The sequence below is a fragment of the Sphingobacterium detergens genome (assembly GCF_003610355.1).
GTDB lineage: Bacteria > Bacteroidota > Bacteroidia > Sphingobacteriales > Sphingobacteriaceae > Sphingobacterium > Sphingobacterium detergens.
Genome location: NZ_RAPY01000002.1, coordinates 884,824 through 904,715 on the forward strand (window position 1 = coordinate 884,824; position 19,892 = coordinate 904,715).

At 38.8% G+C, this 19,892-nt stretch carries 15 protein-coding genes; 8 read left to right on the forward strand and 7 right to left on the reverse strand.

Annotated elements, in window-relative coordinates; translation table 11 throughout:
- Nucleotides 1-7: 7 nt before the first annotated feature.
- Nucleotides 8-2,227, reverse strand: a complete 2,220-nt coding sequence (locus DFQ12_RS15635; RefSeq protein ID WP_208642563.1) for a TonB-dependent receptor — start codon at nucleotides 2,225-2,227, stop codon at nucleotides 8-10.
- Nucleotides 2,228-2,613: 386 nt separating this feature from the next.
- On the opposite strand from DFQ12_RS15635, the gene DFQ12_RS15640 reads away from it, so the two are divergent.
- Together DFQ12_RS15640 and DFQ12_RS15645 are read left to right on the forward strand one after the other, a co-directional pair.
- Nucleotides 2,614-3,363 carry an NUDIX hydrolase gene (locus DFQ12_RS15640; RefSeq protein ID WP_120259975.1) on the forward strand — a complete coding sequence of 250 codons (750 nt, stop codon included), beginning with the start codon at nucleotides 2,614-2,616 and terminating at the stop codon, nucleotides 3,361-3,363.
- Nucleotides 3,364-3,513: 150 nt separating this feature from the next.
- A complete protein-coding gene (locus DFQ12_RS15645; protein ID WP_077438329.1) occupies nucleotides 3,514-3,774 on the forward strand; it encodes a hypothetical protein in 261 nt (86 codons plus the stop codon).
- Nucleotides 3,775-4,041: 267 nt separating this feature from the next.
- On the opposite strand, the gene DFQ12_RS15650 is transcribed toward DFQ12_RS15645, so the two are convergent.
- Both DFQ12_RS15650 and DFQ12_RS15655 read right to left on the reverse strand, forming a co-directional pair.
- A complete protein-coding gene (locus DFQ12_RS15650; RefSeq protein ID WP_120259976.1) occupies nucleotides 4,042-4,455 on the reverse strand; it encodes a hypothetical protein in 414 nt (137 codons plus the stop codon).
- A gap of 67 nt (nucleotides 4,456-4,522) precedes the next feature.
- A complete protein-coding gene (locus DFQ12_RS15655; RefSeq protein ID WP_120259977.1) occupies nucleotides 4,523-5,137 on the reverse strand; it encodes a SprT-like domain-containing protein in 615 nt (204 codons plus the stop codon).
- 453 nt (nucleotides 5,138-5,590) lie between these two features.
- Between DFQ12_RS15655 and recN the strand changes: the two genes are divergently transcribed.
- Nucleotides 5,591-7,252, forward strand: a complete 1,662-nt coding sequence (recN, locus tag DFQ12_RS15660) for a DNA repair protein RecN (protein WP_120259978.1) — start codon at nucleotides 5,591-5,593, stop codon at nucleotides 7,250-7,252.
- 515 nt (nucleotides 7,253-7,767) lie between these two features.
- On the opposite strand, the gene DFQ12_RS15665 is transcribed toward recN, so the two are convergent.
- The 4 genes from DFQ12_RS15665 to DFQ12_RS15680 all read right to left on the reverse strand — a co-directional run bounded on the left by DFQ12_RS15665 (nucleotide 7,768) and on the right by DFQ12_RS15680 (nucleotide 13,633).
- On the reverse strand, nucleotides 7,768-8,487 hold the full coding sequence (locus tag DFQ12_RS15665) for a hypothetical protein (RefSeq protein WP_120259979.1): 720 nt from the start codon (nucleotides 8,485-8,487) through the stop codon (nucleotides 7,768-7,770).
- A gap of 11 nt (nucleotides 8,488-8,498) precedes the next feature.
- Nucleotides 8,499-10,010, reverse strand: a complete 1,512-nt coding sequence (locus tag DFQ12_RS15670; RefSeq protein WP_120259980.1) for a hypothetical protein — start codon at nucleotides 10,008-10,010, stop codon at nucleotides 8,499-8,501.
- 531 nt (nucleotides 10,011-10,541) lie between these two features.
- Complete coding sequence (locus tag DFQ12_RS15675; RefSeq protein WP_120259981.1) at nucleotides 10,542-10,970, reverse strand: hypothetical protein; 429 nt, start codon at nucleotides 10,968-10,970, stop codon at nucleotides 10,542-10,544.
- Between the two features lie 137 nt (nucleotides 10,971-11,107).
- The gene (locus DFQ12_RS15680) at nucleotides 11,108-13,633 is read right to left on the reverse strand and encodes an ATP-dependent Clp protease ATP-binding subunit (RefSeq protein ID WP_120259982.1); all 2,526 of its coding nucleotides are present in this window, start codon (nucleotides 13,631-13,633) and stop codon (nucleotides 11,108-11,110) included.
- A 185-nt stretch (nucleotides 13,634-13,818) separates the two neighbouring features.
- On the opposite strand from DFQ12_RS15680, the gene ettA reads away from it, so the two are divergent.
- The 5 genes from ettA (at nucleotide 13,819) to hemN (ending at nucleotide 19,888) form a co-directional block, all read left to right on the forward strand.
- Complete coding sequence (gene ettA, locus DFQ12_RS15685; RefSeq protein ID WP_120259983.1) at nucleotides 13,819-15,501, forward strand: energy-dependent translational throttle protein EttA; 1,683 nt, start codon at nucleotides 13,819-13,821, stop codon at nucleotides 15,499-15,501.
- An 8-nt stretch (nucleotides 15,502-15,509) separates the two neighbouring features.
- The gene (locus DFQ12_RS15690) at nucleotides 15,510-16,694 is read left to right on the forward strand and encodes a PAS domain-containing sensor histidine kinase (protein WP_120260039.1); all 1,185 of its coding nucleotides are present in this window, start codon (nucleotides 15,510-15,512) and stop codon (nucleotides 16,692-16,694) included.
- Nucleotides 16,695-16,819: 125 nt separating this feature from the next.
- Nucleotides 16,820-17,887 (forward strand): response regulator, encoded by a 1,068-nt coding sequence (locus DFQ12_RS15695; protein ID WP_120259984.1) that lies wholly within the window; start codon nucleotides 16,820-16,822, stop codon nucleotides 17,885-17,887.
- Between the two features lie 214 nt (nucleotides 17,888-18,101).
- Nucleotides 18,102-18,521, forward strand: a complete 420-nt coding sequence (locus tag DFQ12_RS15700) for a Rossmann-fold NAD(P)-binding domain-containing protein (RefSeq protein WP_120259985.1) — start codon at nucleotides 18,102-18,104, stop codon at nucleotides 18,519-18,521.
- Nucleotides 18,518-19,888 (forward strand): oxygen-independent coproporphyrinogen III oxidase, encoded by a 1,371-nt coding sequence (gene hemN, locus DFQ12_RS15705; protein ID WP_244211759.1) that lies wholly within the window; start codon nucleotides 18,518-18,520, stop codon nucleotides 19,886-19,888. The genes DFQ12_RS15700 and hemN overlap by 4 nt, the downstream gene beginning before the upstream one ends.
- Nucleotides 19,889-19,892 lie beyond the last annotated feature (4 nt).

A 19,892-nucleotide genomic window follows, 5' to 3' on the forward strand; every position in this document is an offset into this window, starting at 1 on the left:
TTTAGTGTTAAAAGTTAAAGTTTATGGATAATTGCCCCGTTAGCGGCATAATATAATTTCCTGTCAATAGTTTGCCATAATATGGACTTGCCTCCGTAATAAGCTCAGCGCCGTTGATCGTTCCACTGGCACCTCTCTGATTCAGGAAGTTAATAACCGTTGCTCCGATACTGATATTCTTGTTCATTGTATAATTTATACCTCCAAATGTTTCCCAACGTGGAGCAAAGTATAGCACATTGGTCAGGTTGGCATATTGCTTTCCGAAATAGCGAAAACTAGCCCAAGCACGCCATTTATTATACGTATAACTGGGGTCAATCTCCATCAAAACTTTTGATACACCAACAACAATGTTTCCGTTGTAATTGTAGTCCTTTCCAAATGCATCAAATTTAAACTGGTCATACTTTGGACTTTGTAAGGTCAAGAGGTAATGCAGGTTAAATCCTTTGAATGGATTAAGCAGAAAATCCGTTGTCCAGCCAAATGTTTTGATACTGTAGTCTACGCTCGTTGTTTGGGCATCAGTCGAATTGTTCGGGTTAACAAGATTATACCTACCCAGATATCCATTTCTTTTTAAATAGGTCGCTTGAGAAATTAGCTGGATCCATTGCGTGTTCCAGAAAACACCCAATGCACCCAAGGGACTTTTGATTTTATCCAAATTGGGATTGTAGGCTTGTGAATAACTTTCCAGTCGTCTGTTTTCTTCTGTGTATAGGAAGTTTGCGAGCACTCCAAAATTCTTAATGACATTATAGGTTGCATTAATGCTCCCTGCTATATGCATCCAATTTTCGTTGATCTTTTTAAAATCATCCTGCTTGAAAGTAAATCCGGGTGATCTCGGTGTCATGGAGAATTTGCCGTCAACCAGATGATTTCTTACATGTAAACCAACATTCAGGTTAAAATTGTCAGATACTTTCCAGTCGTCAGTCGCGTAGAGCGACAGTTTATTTTCAATGCCGCTATGGTATTCCCCGCCAACATTTTGGTTATAAAAACCATCAGTATCTGTGTTTGGCGAGACTAGGCGCTGCGGCTGGGGACCCACTGTTTGGAAAAAGAATGTGCGGTTTGAAGTGAAATCTTTTATTTTATAATATTGTTCCAAGAGCCCTATTGTCAGATTATGTCCTCCAAGCTGTTTGTTAAGGGAGAAACGCCCCGCGATATTGGTTACAGGTGTTTCTGGTGTATGCATCCCCAGTTGCGTTCCAATAGATCCGACATATGTACTATGATCTGAAGCCAGTTTGTAACCAGCGGATTGATCTGCATTAAAAATACTCAACGGAATAATGGTAGCTACTTTAACTTTTGCAAAATGCGCCCTTGTAGAATATTTGAAATTCCAGCCGTTATCCAGTTGATAATTACCAAAGATATCGATGTTATGAGATACCGCCCGATTATCACTACCATTCATCGCTGCCCAGTAATCTTTTCCGGAGCGAATATCCTTGAGCTTCATCTGTCCATCACGCACAACATAAGAGTCCCTGCCAATTCTAAAGTCGTCCAGTTCGGTCACCTTACCTTTTTCACCATACTGGAAAACAGCATAGTTACCAATGTTATAAGAATCCGCATATTTATATAATGCTGTGAATTGTCCTTTATTATTATCAAAAAACTTTGTTATCCCAGCTCTAAAGATCTTTGTCTCATCAACATTTCTCGCAAAACCTAATTTAAAAGTAGATGGGTCGTAATTCATAAATGCACCGGCCGTGTAAGCCCATCCATTTTTGGAGATCGGGCCGGAGATATTTGCATCGGCCTGAAGCCAGCCAAAATTGCTCGTTGTGAGTTTACCCTTTATCTTACGTTCTCTGGTACCTGTTTGCGAATAGGAATTTACGGCAAACCCGAGATCACCCATGCTGTTGGCAAGCTGATCCATCTTTAATAGTCCCGTTTTCTCTAAACTTGAGCTTGGTCTCCATGTTTTATTAGGTAGCTCAGGCCAGAAAAAGTAGACTACTGGCAGATCATTTTCTAGAATAGTGATTCCGCCAACGGTACCTGGGAGACCAATGTTTACATCCCTTGGCCCTGTATTGTTGGCTGCATTCAGCATCACATTTCTGTTGTTGTCTTCTTTAGACGCCGCTGCCGTTTTTTTTACGGCAATACTGTCTATCTGCTGGCCAAAAGCAGAACCGAAGGAAAGTGCCAATCCCAGTGTCGAAATTGTCAACTTTAAGTTGTTCATAATTATCAATTAATCTGTTTATAAAAATTGTTACCTGATGAAATATTGATTTGTACTTACGGCATTTAATAATTGGTATATGCTCAGATAATAAAAAAGGTTGTTCAAACCATCCGCTCAGGATTCAGTAATATTTCCCTTATTTTTATATGCTTCATATAGAAGCATTCAATATTACTTCCTTTTTTTGATAAAAGCAAAATTATTTTAAAAATATTATCATTATTTGCTGTTAATTTTGATAATTGATTATTTTATTATTGAAATCAATCATTTAATTTATAATTTTCATAATTGCAACTGTGTCGAAGCTGAACAGGAAAGGGATTAGATTTGGTTCTTGCATCTTATGGGCTTAACTTTGTCCTAACCAGAAAAGATTAATAATGAATGACCAAAAACAGCTTATAGAAAAATCCGAGAAATTTTACCGAGATTGTATACCCCATATTTCTATTGATACAGTTGTCTTTGGATTTAATCAGAATGAGCTTAAGGTTTTAGCGATTAAAATGAAGTTCAATCAACAATGGTTTTTACCCGGAGGTTTTGTAAGGAAAGAGGAAGATATTGATGTGGCGGCTGTAAATATTCTCAAAGAAAGAGCCGGGGTGAGTAATATATTTCTGGAGGAGTTCGCAGTATTTGGAAAAAAAGGACGAAACGAAAGCCACTTTGATGATTATGACGACGGACTATGGCAGAAGCAGCGATTTATTTCTATAGGGTATTATGCATTAGTTGATTACGTCAGTGTATCTCCCAAAGCAGATGCGTTAAGCGAGAAGTTTGACTGGTTGGAGGTAAATAGTCTCGATCGTTATCAGATAACGATGGATCATAAAGAGATTATCCAAAAAGCATTGATGACTCTTCGTGAGCGTATTACCTACAAGCCAATAGGCTATAATCTCCTGCCAGAAAAATTCACATTGCCGGAATTGCAGCGGCTCTATGAGACTATTCTTGGGCGAACGCTCAACCGCGGGAATTTTTATCGAAAGATCAAAAATATGGACATACTTGTTAAATTGGATGAGCAGCGAAAGGGAAGTGCTCGAAAACCGCCGGATTTATATTCGTTCAATAAAGTGAATTATGAGAAGGCTTTGCAGAATGGAATTAACAGTTGGTAATTCGAGATAAGACCATTGACTTTTAATCTATTTATTAGTATATGAACAGAGCTTTTTCTAGGAAGATTTCAATCCTTGCTGGTTTTTTTAATTTTATTTTTCAAACATAGAATATTTTGTACATTTGTATCGAATAAAATCGAAATAGAAATGGCAGAAACTGTACAACCAAGAGCTCCAAAGACAACTGATAATAATGCGAATCAAACTCATTACTACAAAACATTGGTAGTAGCTATCGCTTTAGGTTTAATAGGCACATTTATCCGTTTTGTACCGGATGTATGTACTGCAATGGGACAACAAACATTTTTGTTCTCCGCGATAGCAAATATCTCATTGATCATAGGTACGCTTATTGCATTTAAAACTGTTTTCGGGATTTTGGGATTTGGAAAAAATCGTGACTAATTAAAAGTCATTTAATGATATTGGAAAGCCTCAGTTTTTACTGGGGCTTTTTTGTGCCTATATGTGATGTTTTAATAGGAAGTTGATAAGAGTAAAGTAAGTTCACACACAAGTGAAATTTTACCCCAGACAGAAAAGGGCAGCATGGAAAAGAGTGCCATCAAAGAGAAAGCGGGTAAACTATTGCGGGGTAATTATTTATTCGATAGGCCAAAAAAAGGCATCAATTATTCAATTGATGCCTTTTTGCTATGAATGCTGTATAGACTATGCAAATAATGACCAGGTACCCCATGGAATACGAGCAAGCATTAAAATTAAACCGATGATGTAAAAAATCACAACAGTTTGATTTGCTTTTCTTGAATTTTCCATCTTTTTAGCTTTTGAGTAACCGATGGTAATCAATACAATGGCAATGATCATCGTTAAAGGGTGCTCAATGATTTTTAAACGCAATGTTGGATCTTTCATCACGGCGCCAGAGATCATCGATGGATACTTCAAATAAAAGTATAAGATCAATCCCACTAATAATTGAATATGCGATACGATAAAACCTAATAAGGCAATTTTACGGTTGTAAGGTTTGTTGCCTAAATAGTTCATTAAGGTGATCACAATAGATATCACCAGGGCTAGCAATAAGACAATTGCTATTGTCGAGTGTAAGTGTAACATAAAAGCTCTCTTTAATTGTTTCCTAAGTTAGCAAAGATAAAAATATAATGAATGTATTTGTTAAAAATCATTGTTCTAGCAGAAATACCTCTGCAATTGGGTTGAAAAGGTACATGCGTTTGCTGGTTAACTCCATACATTTATAGCGTTTTCGTATTTTCTCAATTCGCTGAAAAGACCTTCCATTCTTTAATTTAAAAAAATGTCCATCTTCTAATGCTTCTACTGTAAGTGCATTGCTTTTGGCCTTGTCATAGGCCTTCAATGTCCGAAAGAGATGAAGATCGGTACAGCTCGATGCCGCTGGATTTTCCATATAACTGTGTATCGCATTATTGACATCGGTTGGGAAGATACTGAGTTTTAAAAAAGGATCCATCAACTCCTTAAAATGTTTCTTCCATTCAGTCCCATGTGGTTTTACGCGGTGTTGATGCTTATTCCAGGTCTGAAGATGTGCAAATTCGTGTATGGTCGTGATCAGAAAGGAATAAGGATTCAGGTCATGATTGACTGAGATACGATGTGGACTACCCTTAAATGGCGCACGATAATCCCCCAGTTTGGTGCTTCTGGACCGGGAAATTTTAAATAAGCATGCTGTGTGATTTATCCAATTGGATATAATCGGAGCTGCTTCTTCGGGCATGTATTTTTTGAGCGTTGCACTGTAATCCTGCATGCTGTAAAAATAGTGATTTATTCATGCTCACATAATAATCAGAGGACATTATTTTGTCACTGGCAAACATTTTATTGTCAAAAAGTTGTGTTTATCCGCAGGGAATCTGCGGAGTAATTCGCTGTGGTTGGTTCATCCTGGTACTATCAATATGATGGATTTGAAGTGACATTTACAAATGAAAGCACTATAAATCGTCTATAAAAAAGGTGTTTTAAGCTATAATATTTAGTTTTTATTTGGAATTTTGATATTATTTTTAGTATTTAGTGCCGTTAAATAAAATTCAAGAAGACAGTGTTCGAAACCGATGCAATATTTTTTTGAAATAAAATGCATTGAAATCGGCTGAGTTTTAGGTAAATTACCTACTAAAGAAAGGATCATAAAAGATACGATTAATCCGGATGAGGAACGGTTTTCCTCTCAACTGTAAAATAGACCTTCAAGAATATGCTAGATACCTTACATATTAAGAATTATGCCCTGATCAATGTATTGGAAATCCAATTTGATAGTGGCTTGAATATGATTACTGGGGAGACTGGAGCGGGTAAATCCATTATTATGGGAGCACTTTCCCTGATTTTGGGCAACAGAGCAGAGGGGAAACATTTTTTTGATCCATCAAAGAAATGCGTGATCGAAGGAGAGTTTAACATTGGAGCTTATCAATTAAATAGCTTCTTTGAGCAGAATGATCTAGATTATGCGGATCATACGATTATCAGAAGGGAAATAACGCCAGATGGTAAATCCCGTGCTTTTGTTAATGATTCGCCAGTTACATTGGCGATACTAAAGCAATTGGGCGAGCAATTGATCGATGTACATTCGCAGCACGCGACTTTGCAGGTCAATACGGAGGAATTTCAATTTCTGGTTGTTGATAGTGTCGCTGGTTCATTTGTATTGAAGCAGAACTACAAAGAAAGCTATACAGCCTATAAAAAGGCAAAGCGGGAATTGGAGGAACTGAAAGAGACGGTAAAGAAGGCTGCGATAGAATTGGATTATTTTCAATTTCAGTTTGATGAGCTGGATGGAGCGAAACTGGTTGCTGGAGAACAGGGGACACTCGAACAGCAGCAGCGTCAATTGGAAAATGCAGAGGATATCAAACGGGCCCTAAATGCAGCTTCGCATTTGTTGGAAAATGAAGATACGGCGATATTGACCCAACTGAAAGATGCAATGTCACAAGTTGAGGGTATATCTTCTTTTTTGCCCGAAGCGTCTGATCTCTCTGTGCGATTAAAAAGTACCTTGATCGAGCTGAAAGATGTGGCTGCCGAGTTGGCCTCACTTGAAGAAGATACACAATTGGATGAAGGGACTTTATTGGAGATTAATGAACGATTGAGCTTGCTTTATTCATTACAGAAAAAGCATCATGTTGATTCTGTTGAGGAACTCATTCAGCTTAGAGATGATCTGGAGACAAAGCTAATCGCCATCAATTCCTCCGATGAACAATTGGAGCGACTGGAAGCTGAGGTTGTGCAGAAGTTAGCGATTGCATTGCGGAATGCGAAGGAACTATCGGAAGCGCGCAAATTAGTGCTGGATAGGATTGCCAAGGACGTGCAAAATACCCTGTCGAATGTCGGTATGTCAAATGCGATGCTTCAGATTGTATTAGAGCCATTAAAAGAAGGTGAGATGCGTGAATCTGGAATAGATACCATTCAGTTTCTATTTTCGGCCAATAAGGGGCAGGCATTGCAATCTATCCATCGTGTAGCTTCAGGGGGAGAACTTTCTCGCGTGATGCTGGCGATAAAGTCGCTGGTTGCTAAAACTTCGGCTTTACCAACGATTGTTTTTGATGAGATCGATACTGGAATTTCGGGTGAGGTTGCATTACGTGTGGGGGAGGTCATGGAAAATCTAGCCGAAAATATGCAGGTGATCGCTATCTCGCATTTGCCACAAATCGCTTCAAAAGGGGCAGCGCACTTTAAAGTATACAAAGAAGATAACACCAATCGTACCATATCGAATATCGTTCGTTTGGATCAATCCGGAAGGGTAAAAGAGATCGCACAGATGCTGAGTGGAGCAAACCCGACAGATGCTGCGGTAGAGCATGCTGAGTTGTTGTTGAAGGGGTAGTCTTTTAATAAATACCACCAAAAAGGAGCCTCCTTTTCCTAAAACCCCTTTCGGAATTCGAAAAATGATACTACAAATGAGCGATTTTTACGCTGATGACAATATTGATGAGAAGATATTCTTGGATGGTATCTAGAATCTCAAAGATACTATCAATGATCCCCAATTAGAAAGCTTGGCCGATAAAGCAAAAAAAGTTACGTTTCTATCTTAACAAATAATGATTTCTCTATAGACATAGGCTTCTTTTGAGCCTACATACAATAATGTTCTCGCCTACGCTAATAAATTTGAAAAATCGAAACAGTCAAGTAGTATATCATATGAAAAGAGCTCTTTTGGAGATTATGCCCAAATACAAGGGTATGTTGGTAATTCGAAAGACACTCTGAAACATTTTTAGTCACCAGACGTGTTTTTGCTACTCCATAAAAAAGTCGAGCTATTATGACCCGACCTTATGGAACTAAAACTTGATAATCAATTGAGTTCTTGTTTTTGTAGGATGTTAAAGATTAGCTACCTGTTCTGGTACGGCTACCACCTGTACGTGTTGTACCTGAATCTGTTATGCCTTCAGTCGGGGGTGTAGAACCTGTTCTGGTACGTCCAGTATTAGGTCCGAAAGTTGTTCCTGCTATAAACGTTTTTACAAATTCCGAACGTTCGGATTCCGGTAAATTTATGATTATTGTTCCCCTTACTGTTTCAGGTTTGGTCTTAGATAATATAATAAAGATTATCAAATTATCTTTTTTGCTATAGATAAAGCTTCCTTCAATATTGTCATTTTTAACATAATCTGTTACAAAATTTGATTTTTCCTCCACGTCATATAGGTATCTGTATCTCTCCCTGGATACTTCTTCAATGCTCTTTGTAGAAGTAGTTGCTGAGAGTGCTGACCAAGTTAATTCCAATAGTCCCTCGTAGATTGTATAAGTCGTCGATCTGCCCCTTGTTCCTGGAATAGTTTCTACACCCGTAGCAACCCGATAACCGATCTTGTGAAAACTTGCATTTGGGGCCATTTCTATGGTTCTGTCAGCATACCTATCTAAATTAGCGCCGAAATATTCTTGGTCCAGTTTTAAACCTAAATCGCTTATTTCTTTCAGATCTGTAAGTCCATTATCACGGATAAAACCATTTGATATTTTGGACATGATATCTTGCTGTGCAGATAGACCTGTTGTAAGCAACAGAAAAATAATTGAAGTTATTAATATTTTCATTTTGTTTTTTTTTAAGGTGTACAAGGATTTACTTTGCTGATATGGCCATTTTGATCACGTTTAACAGCTTTATTACTGTCAGTTTCACCAATTTTTTGTTTACTTAAGTTAAACATTTTTCCGTACAATTTAATTAGAGCTGATTCTCCGGAAGCCTGAAACTCTTCAGTGGTAGTACCATTACTATAATTCTGATTCATAAATTTTTCGGCTGCATTTTTATACTGTTTATTAGCACTTTCTTGAGCAGTACTGAAATTTCCCGTCATCATTGCAAATAATTGGGCATTTGCTATTGTAATGGTATAAACGTTGCCTCCGCTGACTACTGAGGAACTAAAATTTCTGAGATAAATCTCCAACTGGTTTTCCGGTATATTCTGTGAATTTACCATTTCCAGAATGTCCACAGCTGCATTGAAAATATCTGAAGGACTCGGTGAGCCTTCACCCGGGTGATTATGGATATAACCAATCACATAACCTCTAGTTGCATCCCATGATGGACTTACACTTTTATTACTGACCTTATTATCGGAAGATGCTGGGTCAATATAAACTGAATTGGGATCATTGGGATCTCTGAGTTTTATTGCAGCCCCCCATTCTTCACTTTTATTCTTAATTTCATTTACCCTATTCCTGAAATCCTGATTTCTTGTCAGTTCATTTGCCCGAATTACTCCATCGCAGTCGGTATTTTTAGTTTGCTGTAATAATAGTTGTTTTGGAGTCGGAGGAGTTTCAGGATTAGTCGTTCCTCCATCAGTTGGTGGATCTGGAACCCAGACGTTTTCACAAACCGTGTTATAGAGAATTCTATCTTGCGACCAAGAAACAGAATAATCACAGTCTGTATAGTCGGTTGGATAGCTACAGGTGCCCGGGTAACTAGTAGATATATAACCTACCCCACGGCAATATGTACTCCATACGCAAGTGCCCTCCTCCCTGCAACGAATTTCGTAGGCAGCTTTCTTGGTAGAACCTTTTGGTGATTTGAAAGCTTTGGGGGCATTGTAGGTGCTCTTGCCATTCTTATAGCTATAAGTGAACAGATTTTTATTGAAGACATCTATCATGGACAATTTTCCGTTTTTCAGGAAATTATCATCACTTTTTTTATCAGGGTAGAAACGTGAAAGATAAAATTTTTGACCGTTAGCAACAACCAAAAATGCTGTATTATTCACAGTCTGCACGGGGATTTCTTTTTCATTCAGCTGTCCTGACCCAATCAATGGGACAATGGTGTATTGTGTGGAGTCATTGATTTGGGAGTATTTTGCATTTTCCCATTGTGGGATATATCTTATTATAAGCCCATCCTTTAGGCTGTCACGTGTTCTCGAATCAATAGCTAATTTTTCGTAGCTTTCTTTTATTTCAATTATGCTCGCAAAACTATTAGCTTTTTGACTATTGAGGACGATATCCTTCCTACATCCTGCAAAAATAGAAAGAACAGAGAGAAACAAAATAATACTTGTTTTTAAATTAAATGTTGTTTTTAGAAATCTCATTTTTCAGATTGATTAATAATACAAATTATGTTATTTAGTATTAACTCTGTGTCGATTATTTTTTAATTTTATATTATTTATTGTAACTAATATCTTGCAGTCAATTAAAGCACAATGCAAGTGTGGAAAATCAATATTATACTGAAGAATGATAAGATTTATTGGGACTATTAAGAGAAGGCTGTTTACTAATATTTAAAGAAAGGAAAGCTATTCAACTGAATATTTTCGGATGGTGTATACCATATTCTGCTTTTGAAATTATTTGATGTGGCTTTTATGTGTATCTAAGAAAATGTAATAACTCATTGAAAATAGTCGTAAGAGGTTGGGGTTACTTCTGTAAATTTAATCTGACTATTTCTTTTAAGTATATATAGCTTGGGGTAGTCAAGAAGGGTAAAATAGATCGGCACAGATGCTGCGGTAGAGCATGCTGAGTTGTCGCTGGGGGGATAGCTTATTTTCGTGAGTTTGGTAAAGGTAACTCTAATAAAAAAAAGATCTCAGAATTCTGAGATCTTTTTTTTATTAATTACCACCATTTGTGGCATCTGTCAATGTGACTTTGACAAACATATCTGTTGGACGAACAGGTTTATTGTCATTTCCAACGTAATCGGCATAAAGGTATACTTTGCCAATTTTATACTCAACACGATAATTGTAGGGTCCAACGGCTGAAGGAATATTGATAAAGAAATCTTTATCATTATCGAATGATATAGCAACCCCAACATGTCCAAAATTAAAATATTTTGCATCCAACTCAGGGAAGTCCAATTCGTTTGAAAATGAGTATCCTGATTGGTCAGCTACCCACGAAGAAGATTTTACATTGGTGCTGAAAGTTACTCCATCTAAAACGTTTACCTCTTGCGTGATATACTCCTTTTTACAAGAAGAGAATGAAACCAAGGCCGCGGTTCCAATTAAAGCTGCGAATAAAAGTCTTTTCATATCGTTTGTGTTATTTGTGACATTTTTTTATTATAGGACGATAAAATAGTGCGAAAGTTTAACGTCAACCTTCTTTATAACAAAAAATGCACCACAATGGTGCATTTTCTTGAAATTATTTCGAGTACAGCAAGCGATTATTTCTCAGCTGTATCTTTTGAAGACTTCGGATCTGAGCTAGAGACCTCAATATCTTTGGTTTCCGGATTGATGCTGACAGTTAAAACTGAACCTGTTTGCACATTTCCCTTGAGGATTTCTTCTGCAATCGGATCTTCCAGATATTTTTGAATTGCCCGTTTTAATGGACGTGCACCAAAATTACTGTCATAGCCTTTATCAGCAATGAAATCTTTTGCCTCTTCCGTCAGATTAATGATATAACCTAAATCTGCAATTCGTTTAAACAATGATTTCAATTCAATATCAATGATTTTGAAGATATTTTCTTTTGTCAACGAATTGAAAACAATAACATCGTCAATACGGTTCAGAAACTCTGGAGCAAAAGCTCTTTTTAATGCAGTTTCAATTACTCCACGGGAATGTGCATCTGTTTGTTGTGATTTTGCTGCAGTGGTGAAACCTACACCTTGACCAAACTCTTTCAACTGACGTGCTCCAATGTTGGAGGTCATGATGATAATTGTGTTACGGAAGTCCACCTTACGACCCAAACTATCGGTCAACTGACCTTCATCTAATACTTGCAGTAACAAGTTGAATACATCAGGGTGAGCTTTCTCAATCTCATCCAAAAGCACTACCGCATAAGGTTTACGACGTACTTTCTCTGTTAACTGTCCACCTTCTTCATAACCTACATATCCCGGAGGCGCTCCGACTAGACGTGACACGGCAAATTTCTCCATGTACTCACTCATGTCAATTTGGATCAGTGCGTCTTCAGTATCAAACATAAATCGAGCTAACTCTTTCGCTAATTCTGTTTTACCGACACCAGTAGGGCCAAGGAATATAAAGGAACCGATTGGTTTTTTTGGATCTTTCAGTCCGGCACGTGTCCGTTGGATGGCTTTAACCAATTTACCGACGGCATCGTCCTGACCGATGATTCTTCCTTTCATTAGTTCACCCATATTCAACAGTTTTTGGCTGTCGGATTGGCTGACACGTTGCACTGGGATACCAGTCATCATCGCCACAACTTCCGCTACATTTTCTTCGGAAACAGTGTATCGCTTAGATTTGGTTTCTTCTTCCCACGCAATCTTCTCTTTCTCTAACTCGTCGATAAGCTTTTTCTCTGTATCCCGTAGTTTAGCAGCTTCTTCGTATTTTTGACTACGAACAACCTTGTTTTTCTCCAATTTGACTTCCTCGATTTTATTCTCGATATCAATAATGGATTGTGGTACATGGATATTGTTCAAGTGTACACGTGAACCTGCTTCGTCCAATGCGTCAATCGCTTTATCTGGTAGGAAACGATCCGTAATATAACGTGTTGTCAATGACACACAGGCTTCAATCGCATCTGGCGTATAAGTCACATTGTGGTGATCCTCATATTTCTCTTTGATACGATTCAAGATCTCTACAGTTTCATCATGTGTAGCCGGCTCGATAGTCACACGTTGGAAACGACGGTCTAAAGCACCATCTTTCTCAATATATTGACGGTATTCGTCCAGTGTAGTCGCACCGATACATTGTATTTCTCCTCTTGCCAAGGCTGGTTTAAACATATTAGAAGCGTCCAAAGAGCCTGAAGCACCACCAGCACCAACAATGGTATGGATTTCGTCAATAAACAAAATCACATCTGGAGATTTTTCCAGTTCATTCATGACCGCTTTCATGCGCTCTTCAAATTGACCACGATATTTCGTGCCAGCAACAAGAGAGGCTAGGTCTAAAGTAACCACACGCTTGTTGAACAATACACGTGATACTTTGCGTTGCACGATGCGTAACGCCAATCCTTCTGCTATAGCCGATTTACCTACCCCAGGTTCACCGATCAATAACGGATTATTCTTTTTACGACGTGATAAGATCTGTGATACACGTTCGATTTCTTTTTCACGACCTACAATAGGATCCAGTCTACCTTCTTCAGCAGCTTTGGTCAGATCTCGACCAAAGTTGTCCAATACAGGCGTTTTGGATTTAATATCCGAAACCTTTTTAGGTTGGATATATTGATCATCCTCAGCAAAGTCATCGTCACCGGTAGGGGAGCCTGGAGCTTCATCCTTAATGGTGGTTCTATTTTGCTCAACTTCAGATTTGAAGATGTCATAAGTCACATTATATTGCTGTAAAATCTGCGAAGCGATATTATCTTCATCCCGCAAGATAGCCAATAATAGGTGCTCGGTGCCAATAATATCTGACTTGAAAATTTTCGCTTCCAAATAAGTTATTTTTAGCACTTTTTCAGCTTGTTTAGTTAACGGCATGTTGCCAATAGGTGCACGTGATACAGATGCCCCCTTCACTGCGTCCTCCACAGATTGACGTAGGGCAGTTGTGTCAATGCCTATGTTTTTAAGGATTTTGATCGCCATTCCATCGCCCTCACGAATCAAGCCGAGCAACAAATGCTCTGTGCCTATATAATCGTGACGCAATCTCAAAGCTTCCTCTCTACTGTACGATATAACATCCTTTACGCGCGGTGAAAATTTTGCTTCCATTGAATACCTTTCTGTTTTATATTAAGGATATATAAATGTAGTAAATTCTACATTTCAAACCTTAAAATTATTTTAAATAATGTCATCAACAATTAAGCCATGACCATTATACGTCCAAAATGTCAGTATAAAAGATTACATTTGTATGTTAATATAACAAGAGTTTTCCAATTTTTTTAAATTTTATGTCAGACGAGAAGATTATTTTTTCGATGGCGGGAGTCAACAAAATCTATCCGCCTCAAAAACAAGTTCTAAAAAATATCTATTTATCTTTTTTCTATGGTGCCAAGATCGGTGTGATCGGTTTGAACGGATCCGGAAAATCTTCATTATTGAAAATTATTGCGGGTTTGGACAAGTCGTATCAGGGTGAAGTTGTGTTTTCTCCAGGTTACTCTGTGGGATATTTGGCACAGGAGCCCCAATTGGATCTCGAAAAGACCGTACTGGAAATTGTGCAGGAAGGTGTTGCCGAAATTACGGCAACCTTAAAAGAATACGAAGAAATCAATGAAAAATTCGGCTTGCCTGAGGTTTACGAAAATCCAGATGAAATGGATAAATTGTTGGCAAGACAAGGTGAATTACAAGATAAAATTGACGCAACAAATGCTTGGGAAATCGATTCCAAATTGGATAGAGCAATGGATGCATTACGTTGTCCAGAACCTGATGCCAAAATTGCCAATTTGTCAGGTGGTGAGCGCAGACGTGTAGCATTATGTCGCTTATTATTACAAGAGCCAGATGTGTTATTGCTTGATGAGCCGACCAACCACTTGGATGCGGAGTCTATTGACTGGTTAGAACAACACTTGAAACAGTATAAAGGAACTGTCATTGCCGTAACCCACGACCGTTATTTCTTGGATAACGTAGCAGGATGGATCTTAGAACTTGATCGTGGTGAGGGAATTCCTTGGAAAGGGAACTATTCTTCGTGGTTAGATCAAAAAGCTAAACGTCTGGCACAAGAAGAAAAGCAGGAAACCAAGCGTCAGAAAACTTTGGAGCGTGAGTTGGAATGGGTACGTATGGCTCCGAAAGCCCGTCATGCCAAATCTAAAGCCCGTCTTCATAACTATGAAAAATTAGCTTCCGAGGAAACCAAAGAACGCGAAGAAAAATTAGAATTATTTATTCCTCCAGGACCGCGCTTGGGTAACTCTGTTATTGAAGCAACAGATATTTCCAAGACTTATGGTGACCGTATCTTATTTGAAAATTTAAGTTTCATGTTGCCCCCAGCCGGTATCGTTGGTATTATCGGACCAAATGGTGCAGGTAAAACAACTTTATTCCGCTTGATCACAGGTCAGGAGACACCAGATACAGGCTCGTTCAAAGTAGGCGAGACGGTCAAATTGGGTTATGTCGATCAAATGCACCATGATCTGGATCCTGAGAAATCTGTTTGGGAAAATATCACCGGTGGTAATGATAATATGATCTTAGGCAATCGTTCCGTAAATTCCAGAGCTTATGTCTCTAAATTTAACTTTAATGGTGCTGATCAACAAAAGAAAGTTGGCGTGCTTTCTGGTGGAGAACGTAATCGCGTCCATTTGGCGATCACATTGAAAGAAGGCTCAAATGTGCTTTTACTCGATGAGCCGACCAATGATATTGACGTTAATACATTGCGCGCGTTAGAGGAAGGTTTGGAGAATTTCGGTGGTTGTGCTGTGGTGATCTCCCACGATAGATGGTTCTTAGACCGTATCTGTACACATATTCTTGCTTTTGAAGGTGATTCTCAAGTGTACTTCTTTGAAGGTAACTATACTGAGTATGAGGAGAACCGCAAGAAACGTTTGGGTGATGTGACTCCACATCGTATTAAATACAAAAAATTGGTGAAATAACGATGATCATGGAAGGCGGAAGGCTTCTGGCGGCTATAATAGACCATGCAATTGATGGAATTATCACCATTGACAACAGGGGGAATGTGGAAAGCATTAACCCTGCTGCCTTAGAATTGTTTGGTTATAATGCCGAAGAAGTTATAGGACATAATGTTTCAATGTTAATGCCTGAACCTGATCGGGGTAATCATGATAATTATATCCATAATTATCAAACGACCGGCCATAAGAAAATTATTGGAATCGGTCGGGAGGTGATGGGATTAAAGAAGAATGGAAAAACATTTCCATTCCGGCTTGCGGTCAGTGAAGTCTGGCTTAAGGATAAAAATATTTTCACGGGATTTATCCATGATCTTTCACGCGAGAAGGCTGCTGAGGACATGCTAAAACAGCATGCAGCAGAATTGGAGCATAAAGTTAGTGAGCGAACCCGTGATCTAATATCGATGGTTTCGGAGCTGGAAAAAGCAAAGGCGGAGGTCTCTAAATCTTTGGAGAAAGAAATTGAACTTAATCAGCTTAAATCGCGTTTTGTTTCCATGGCTTCACATGAGTTTCGCACACCTTTAAGTTCCGTTCAATTGTCGGCTTCGTTGATCGAAAAATATGCGGATCGCCCCGATGATAAGGCGAGTATCATTAAACACACCAACAAGATCAAAGGTGCGGTGCAGCTCTTGACCAGTATTTTGAACGATTTTCTCTCATTGGAAAAATTAGAGGCGGGTATTGTGGTCATGAACAAACAGTACATTAATTTGGTTGAACTGGCTGAGGAGATTACGGAGGAAATGCAATTGATCTGTAAGAAAAATCAGCATATTGTGTATCAACATACCGGTGAGATCGGACATTTTTCTTTGGACCAGAATCTATTGAAAAATGCTTTGGTGAATTTGATCTCCAATGCAATCAAATACTCGGGCGAAGATACATTAATTGAATTTACAACCTGTATTGATGACGATGGCTGTTCGATTTCAGTCAAAGATAACGGTATCGGTATTCCTGAAGAAGATCAGGTGCATTTGTTTGAGCCTTTTTTCAGAGCGCATAACACGGGGAATATTCCGGGTACAGGATTAGGGCTGAATATCGTGAAAAGATATATTGAACTTATGCAGGGTAAAATGGAGTTTGTATCGGAGGTGCACAAAGGAACATCATTTAAAGTTAGTTTTGAATAGCGTAAGCTTAACCTTAGCAGTGGAGAAAATCTGTGCTAATGAACTTATGAAATAAATGCAAGGCATTAGAGGACCCATTGAAGATAAACAGGCGAGCTCTCATCAGCCATTGAAGGATAAATAAGATGAAAAATAAAAAGACAATTCTAATTATTGAGGATAATATTGACATTAGAGAGGGGACAACAGAGATTTTGGAGTTGACAGGACGGTATGATGTTATTACAGCGGAGAATGGTCGGATAGGAGTTGATTTGGCAACCCGGCATATTCCTGATTTGATTCTCTGTGATATCATGATGCCTGAATTGGATGGTTATGGTGTACTATTTATGTTGAGCAAAATAGAAAGCACTGCAAAAATTCCTTTTATTTTTCTGACGGCCAAAGCCGAACGTGCGGATATGCGCAAGGCAATGGAGATGGGAGCTGATGATTACCTGACCAAACCTTTTGATGATGTGGAACTAATGAATGCGATTGAGGTCCGTCTCAAAAAGCATGAGCAGTTATCCGCTGATACACCCGAAGACGCTGATCTAAATCTGAGTGAAGAGGAGCAAGTTTTATTGCTACAGGAATTGCTCGCCAACTCGCGTGTGAAAACGATCAAGAAGAAACAGTCTATCTTTGAGAAAGACGATTCACCTACTTATGTCTATTATGTCAAATCGGGGCAGATCCGAAGCTTTAAATCGTACAAAGATGGACGCGAGTTGTCAACCGGAATTTATATCGAAGGAAATTATTTTGGTTATGCTTCTGTGTTGTTGAATGAGAACTATGAAGATTATGCAGAGGCTGTTGAACCGAGCGAGGTTATTTTAATCCCGAAAGACGCCTTTTTGGAACTTTTGTGGAAAAAGCCAGCTATAGCAAGCAAATTTATCAAATTGCTTTCTGTAGACCTTCGTGAAAAAGAAGAACAACTGTTGGGTTTTGCCTATCATTCTGTCCGTAAACGTGTGGCCAATGCGCTGATCAGTGTAGCTGAAAAAAGCGGAATTAATATCAATGAGGTCAATGCCTGTACAATTGATATTACCAGAGATGGAATTGCTTCGATAGCCGGTACAGCAAATGAAACGGTTTCACGTATGCTTTCTGATTTTAAGGAGGAAAAACTGATCTCGAAGGAAAAGGGAAAGATTTTTATCAACTCGATCAAAAATTTGAGGGATGTAAAACAGTAACAAATAAACAATAAATATTGCGTGAGCTTTGGGGCTTACGGTTTATAAATATCAATACAAAAAGGGTGTGTCCGAAGAATTCGGACACACCCTTTTTGTGTAATTGTGATATATATCATTGTCGGATATGGTCTTGTATCATGTTTTTGGACTGAGCTATGAGCTAATTTTGTTTTTAGGATAAACTTATACGTGGTTGATTGTAGAATTCAAAATGAAAGTAGTTGTATATAATGTGAGGTCATTTGAAAAGGAGTTTTGGGCATTGGCCAATGCGAAACAGCATGATCTCACCTTGATTTCAAACGGATTAAATGCCGAAACGCAAAATTATGCGCGCGGAAAGGATGCGATTGTCATCTCAGGAGGAGATATTTTGGATGATAAAATGCTACTTAATTTGAAGGAATTAGGGATCAATAAGATCATGACTAGAAGTAAAGAAACATCCCATATCGATTTGGTGAAGGCAGGTGCTCTAAGTATTCAGATTGCGAATGCACCTTTTGAGGATCAAAGCCCAAAAGGACTGGCAGAACAGACTGTTCGGAATCTCAACCTCTGGGGGATGGAAAAATGTGTTGGTAAAGCATGTTGTTGTTTAAATGACTGCGCAAAAAATAATTTTCAATGAGTACACAAGACAGGACTATGGCGGAGCTGGTGCAGAAATATAATATTGCAGCACCACGGTACACCAGTTATCCAACTGTTCCATTTTGGGACGAGAAAACATTTTCTACTGATGCTTGGACGGATCAGGTATACTGTACTTTCAAACAGTCAAAAGATAGGGGATTAAGTCTGTATATACATCTTCCTTTTTGCGAAAGCTTATGCACCTACTGTGGCTGTAATACGCGTATCACAAAAAATCATCAGGTTGAACTGCCTTACATTGCTGCTCTCCTAAAGGAGTGGGAGATGTATCTGGCTGTTTTCAAAGGAGAGAGACCGCTCGTGTCAGAAATACATTTGGGTGGCGGTACACCGACATTTTTTCAACCCGAGAACCTGAAATTGTTGATAGAGGGGATCCTTGAACATGTCGATGTCACAGCAGATCGCTCTTTTTCATTTGAAGCGCACCCTGCTAATACCACAACCGAACACTTACAGATTCTTTTCGACCTAGGCTTCCGTCGTCTCAGCTTAGGGATACAGGATTTTGACCCTTTGGTGCAGTTTATGATCAATAGGCAGCAGACCTTTGAAGAAGTGGAAGCGGTGATGTTGAATGCCAGAGAGATCGGTTTTGAATCCATTAATTTCGATTTGATCTACGGATTGCCGAAGCAGACCCAAGCATCTGTACAGGATACCATTGAAAAATCCATGCTGCTCAAGCCAGATCGGATATCTTTTTATAGCTATGCCCATGTCCCTTGGTTGAAACCCGGGCAGCGGCATTATACGGAAGCGGATCTGCCAAAGGGTACTGCCAAACTAGCACTTTATAATCTTGGGAAAAAGCTGATCCTGGCACAAGGCTACGCGGATATAGGGATGGACCATTTTGCAAAAAAAGAGGATGAACTTTATTTGGCCTTCCAAGAGGAACGCTTGCACCGTAATTTTATGGGTTATGCGGATCGGTTTAACCCCTTATTAATTGGGATTGGTGTGTCCTCAATCAGCGATGCTTGGGGTGGTTTCGCACAAAATGTTAAAACAGTTGAAGAATATCATAAGCTGATCGCATCAGGTGTGTTGCCTGTAGTGAAAGGACATATACTTAATGCGGAAGATTTGGTCATAAGACGTTATATCCTTGATATGATGTGTAAAGGTAAAGTACAATTGGATCCCACATCGGATTTAACTGCTCAGATCAAAGAAGAATTGTCAACATTAGCCCAGGATGGCTTAGTCAGCATAGAAGGGGATCTGATTCGGTGCACTGCGATCGGACGTTCATTTCTACGGAATATCTGTATGGCCTTTGATCAACGTTTTTTGAAGCTGCGTACAAAAATGCAGTTATTTAGTGAAGCAATTTAATTGG

What these genes read in the sequence shown, in the direction of transcription:
- DFQ12_RS15635 (WP_208642563.1), bottom strand. Translation starts at nt 2,227, where the DNA reads ATGAACAACTTAAAGTTGACAATTTCGACACTGGGATTGGCACTTTCC.
- DFQ12_RS15640 (WP_120259975.1), top strand. Translation starts at nt 2,614, where the DNA reads ATGAATGACCAAAAACAGCTTATAGAAAAATCCGAGAAATTTTACCGA.
- DFQ12_RS15645 (WP_077438329.1), top strand. Translation starts at nt 3,514, where the DNA reads ATGGCAGAAACTGTACAACCAAGAGCTCCAAAGACAACTGATAATAAT.
- DFQ12_RS15650 (WP_120259976.1), bottom strand. Translation starts at nt 4,455, where the DNA reads ATGTTACACTTACACTCGACAATAGCAATTGTCTTATTGCTAGCCCTG.
- DFQ12_RS15655 (WP_120259977.1), bottom strand. Translation starts at nt 5,137, where the DNA reads ATGCAGGATTACAGTGCAACGCTCAAAAAATACATGCCCGAAGAAGCA.
- recN (WP_120259978.1), top strand. Translation starts at nt 5,591, where the DNA reads ATGCTAGATACCTTACATATTAAGAATTATGCCCTGATCAATGTATTG.
- DFQ12_RS15665 (WP_120259979.1), bottom strand. Translation starts at nt 8,487, where the DNA reads ATGAAAATATTAATAACTTCAATTATTTTTCTGTTGCTTACAACAGGT.
- DFQ12_RS15670 (WP_120259980.1), bottom strand. Translation starts at nt 10,010, where the DNA reads ATGAGATTTCTAAAAACAACATTTAATTTAAAAACAAGTATTATTTTG.
- DFQ12_RS15675 (WP_120259981.1), bottom strand. Translation starts at nt 10,970, where the DNA reads ATGAAAAGACTTTTATTCGCAGCTTTAATTGGAACCGCGGCCTTGGTT.
- DFQ12_RS15680 (WP_120259982.1), bottom strand. Translation starts at nt 13,633, where the DNA reads ATGGAAGCAAAATTTTCACCGCGCGTAAAGGATGTTATATCGTACAGT.
- ettA (WP_120259983.1), top strand. Translation starts at nt 13,819, where the DNA reads ATGTCAGACGAGAAGATTATTTTTTCGATGGCGGGAGTCAACAAAATC.
- DFQ12_RS15690 (WP_120260039.1), top strand. Translation starts at nt 15,510, where the DNA reads ATGGAAGGCGGAAGGCTTCTGGCGGCTATAATAGACCATGCAATTGAT.
- DFQ12_RS15695 (WP_120259984.1), top strand. Translation starts at nt 16,820, where the DNA reads ATGAAAAATAAAAAGACAATTCTAATTATTGAGGATAATATTGACATT.
- DFQ12_RS15700 (WP_120259985.1), top strand. Translation starts at nt 18,102, where the DNA reads ATGAAAGTAGTTGTATATAATGTGAGGTCATTTGAAAAGGAGTTTTGG.
- hemN (WP_244211759.1), top strand. Translation starts at nt 18,518, where the DNA reads ATGAGTACACAAGACAGGACTATGGCGGAGCTGGTGCAGAAATATAAT.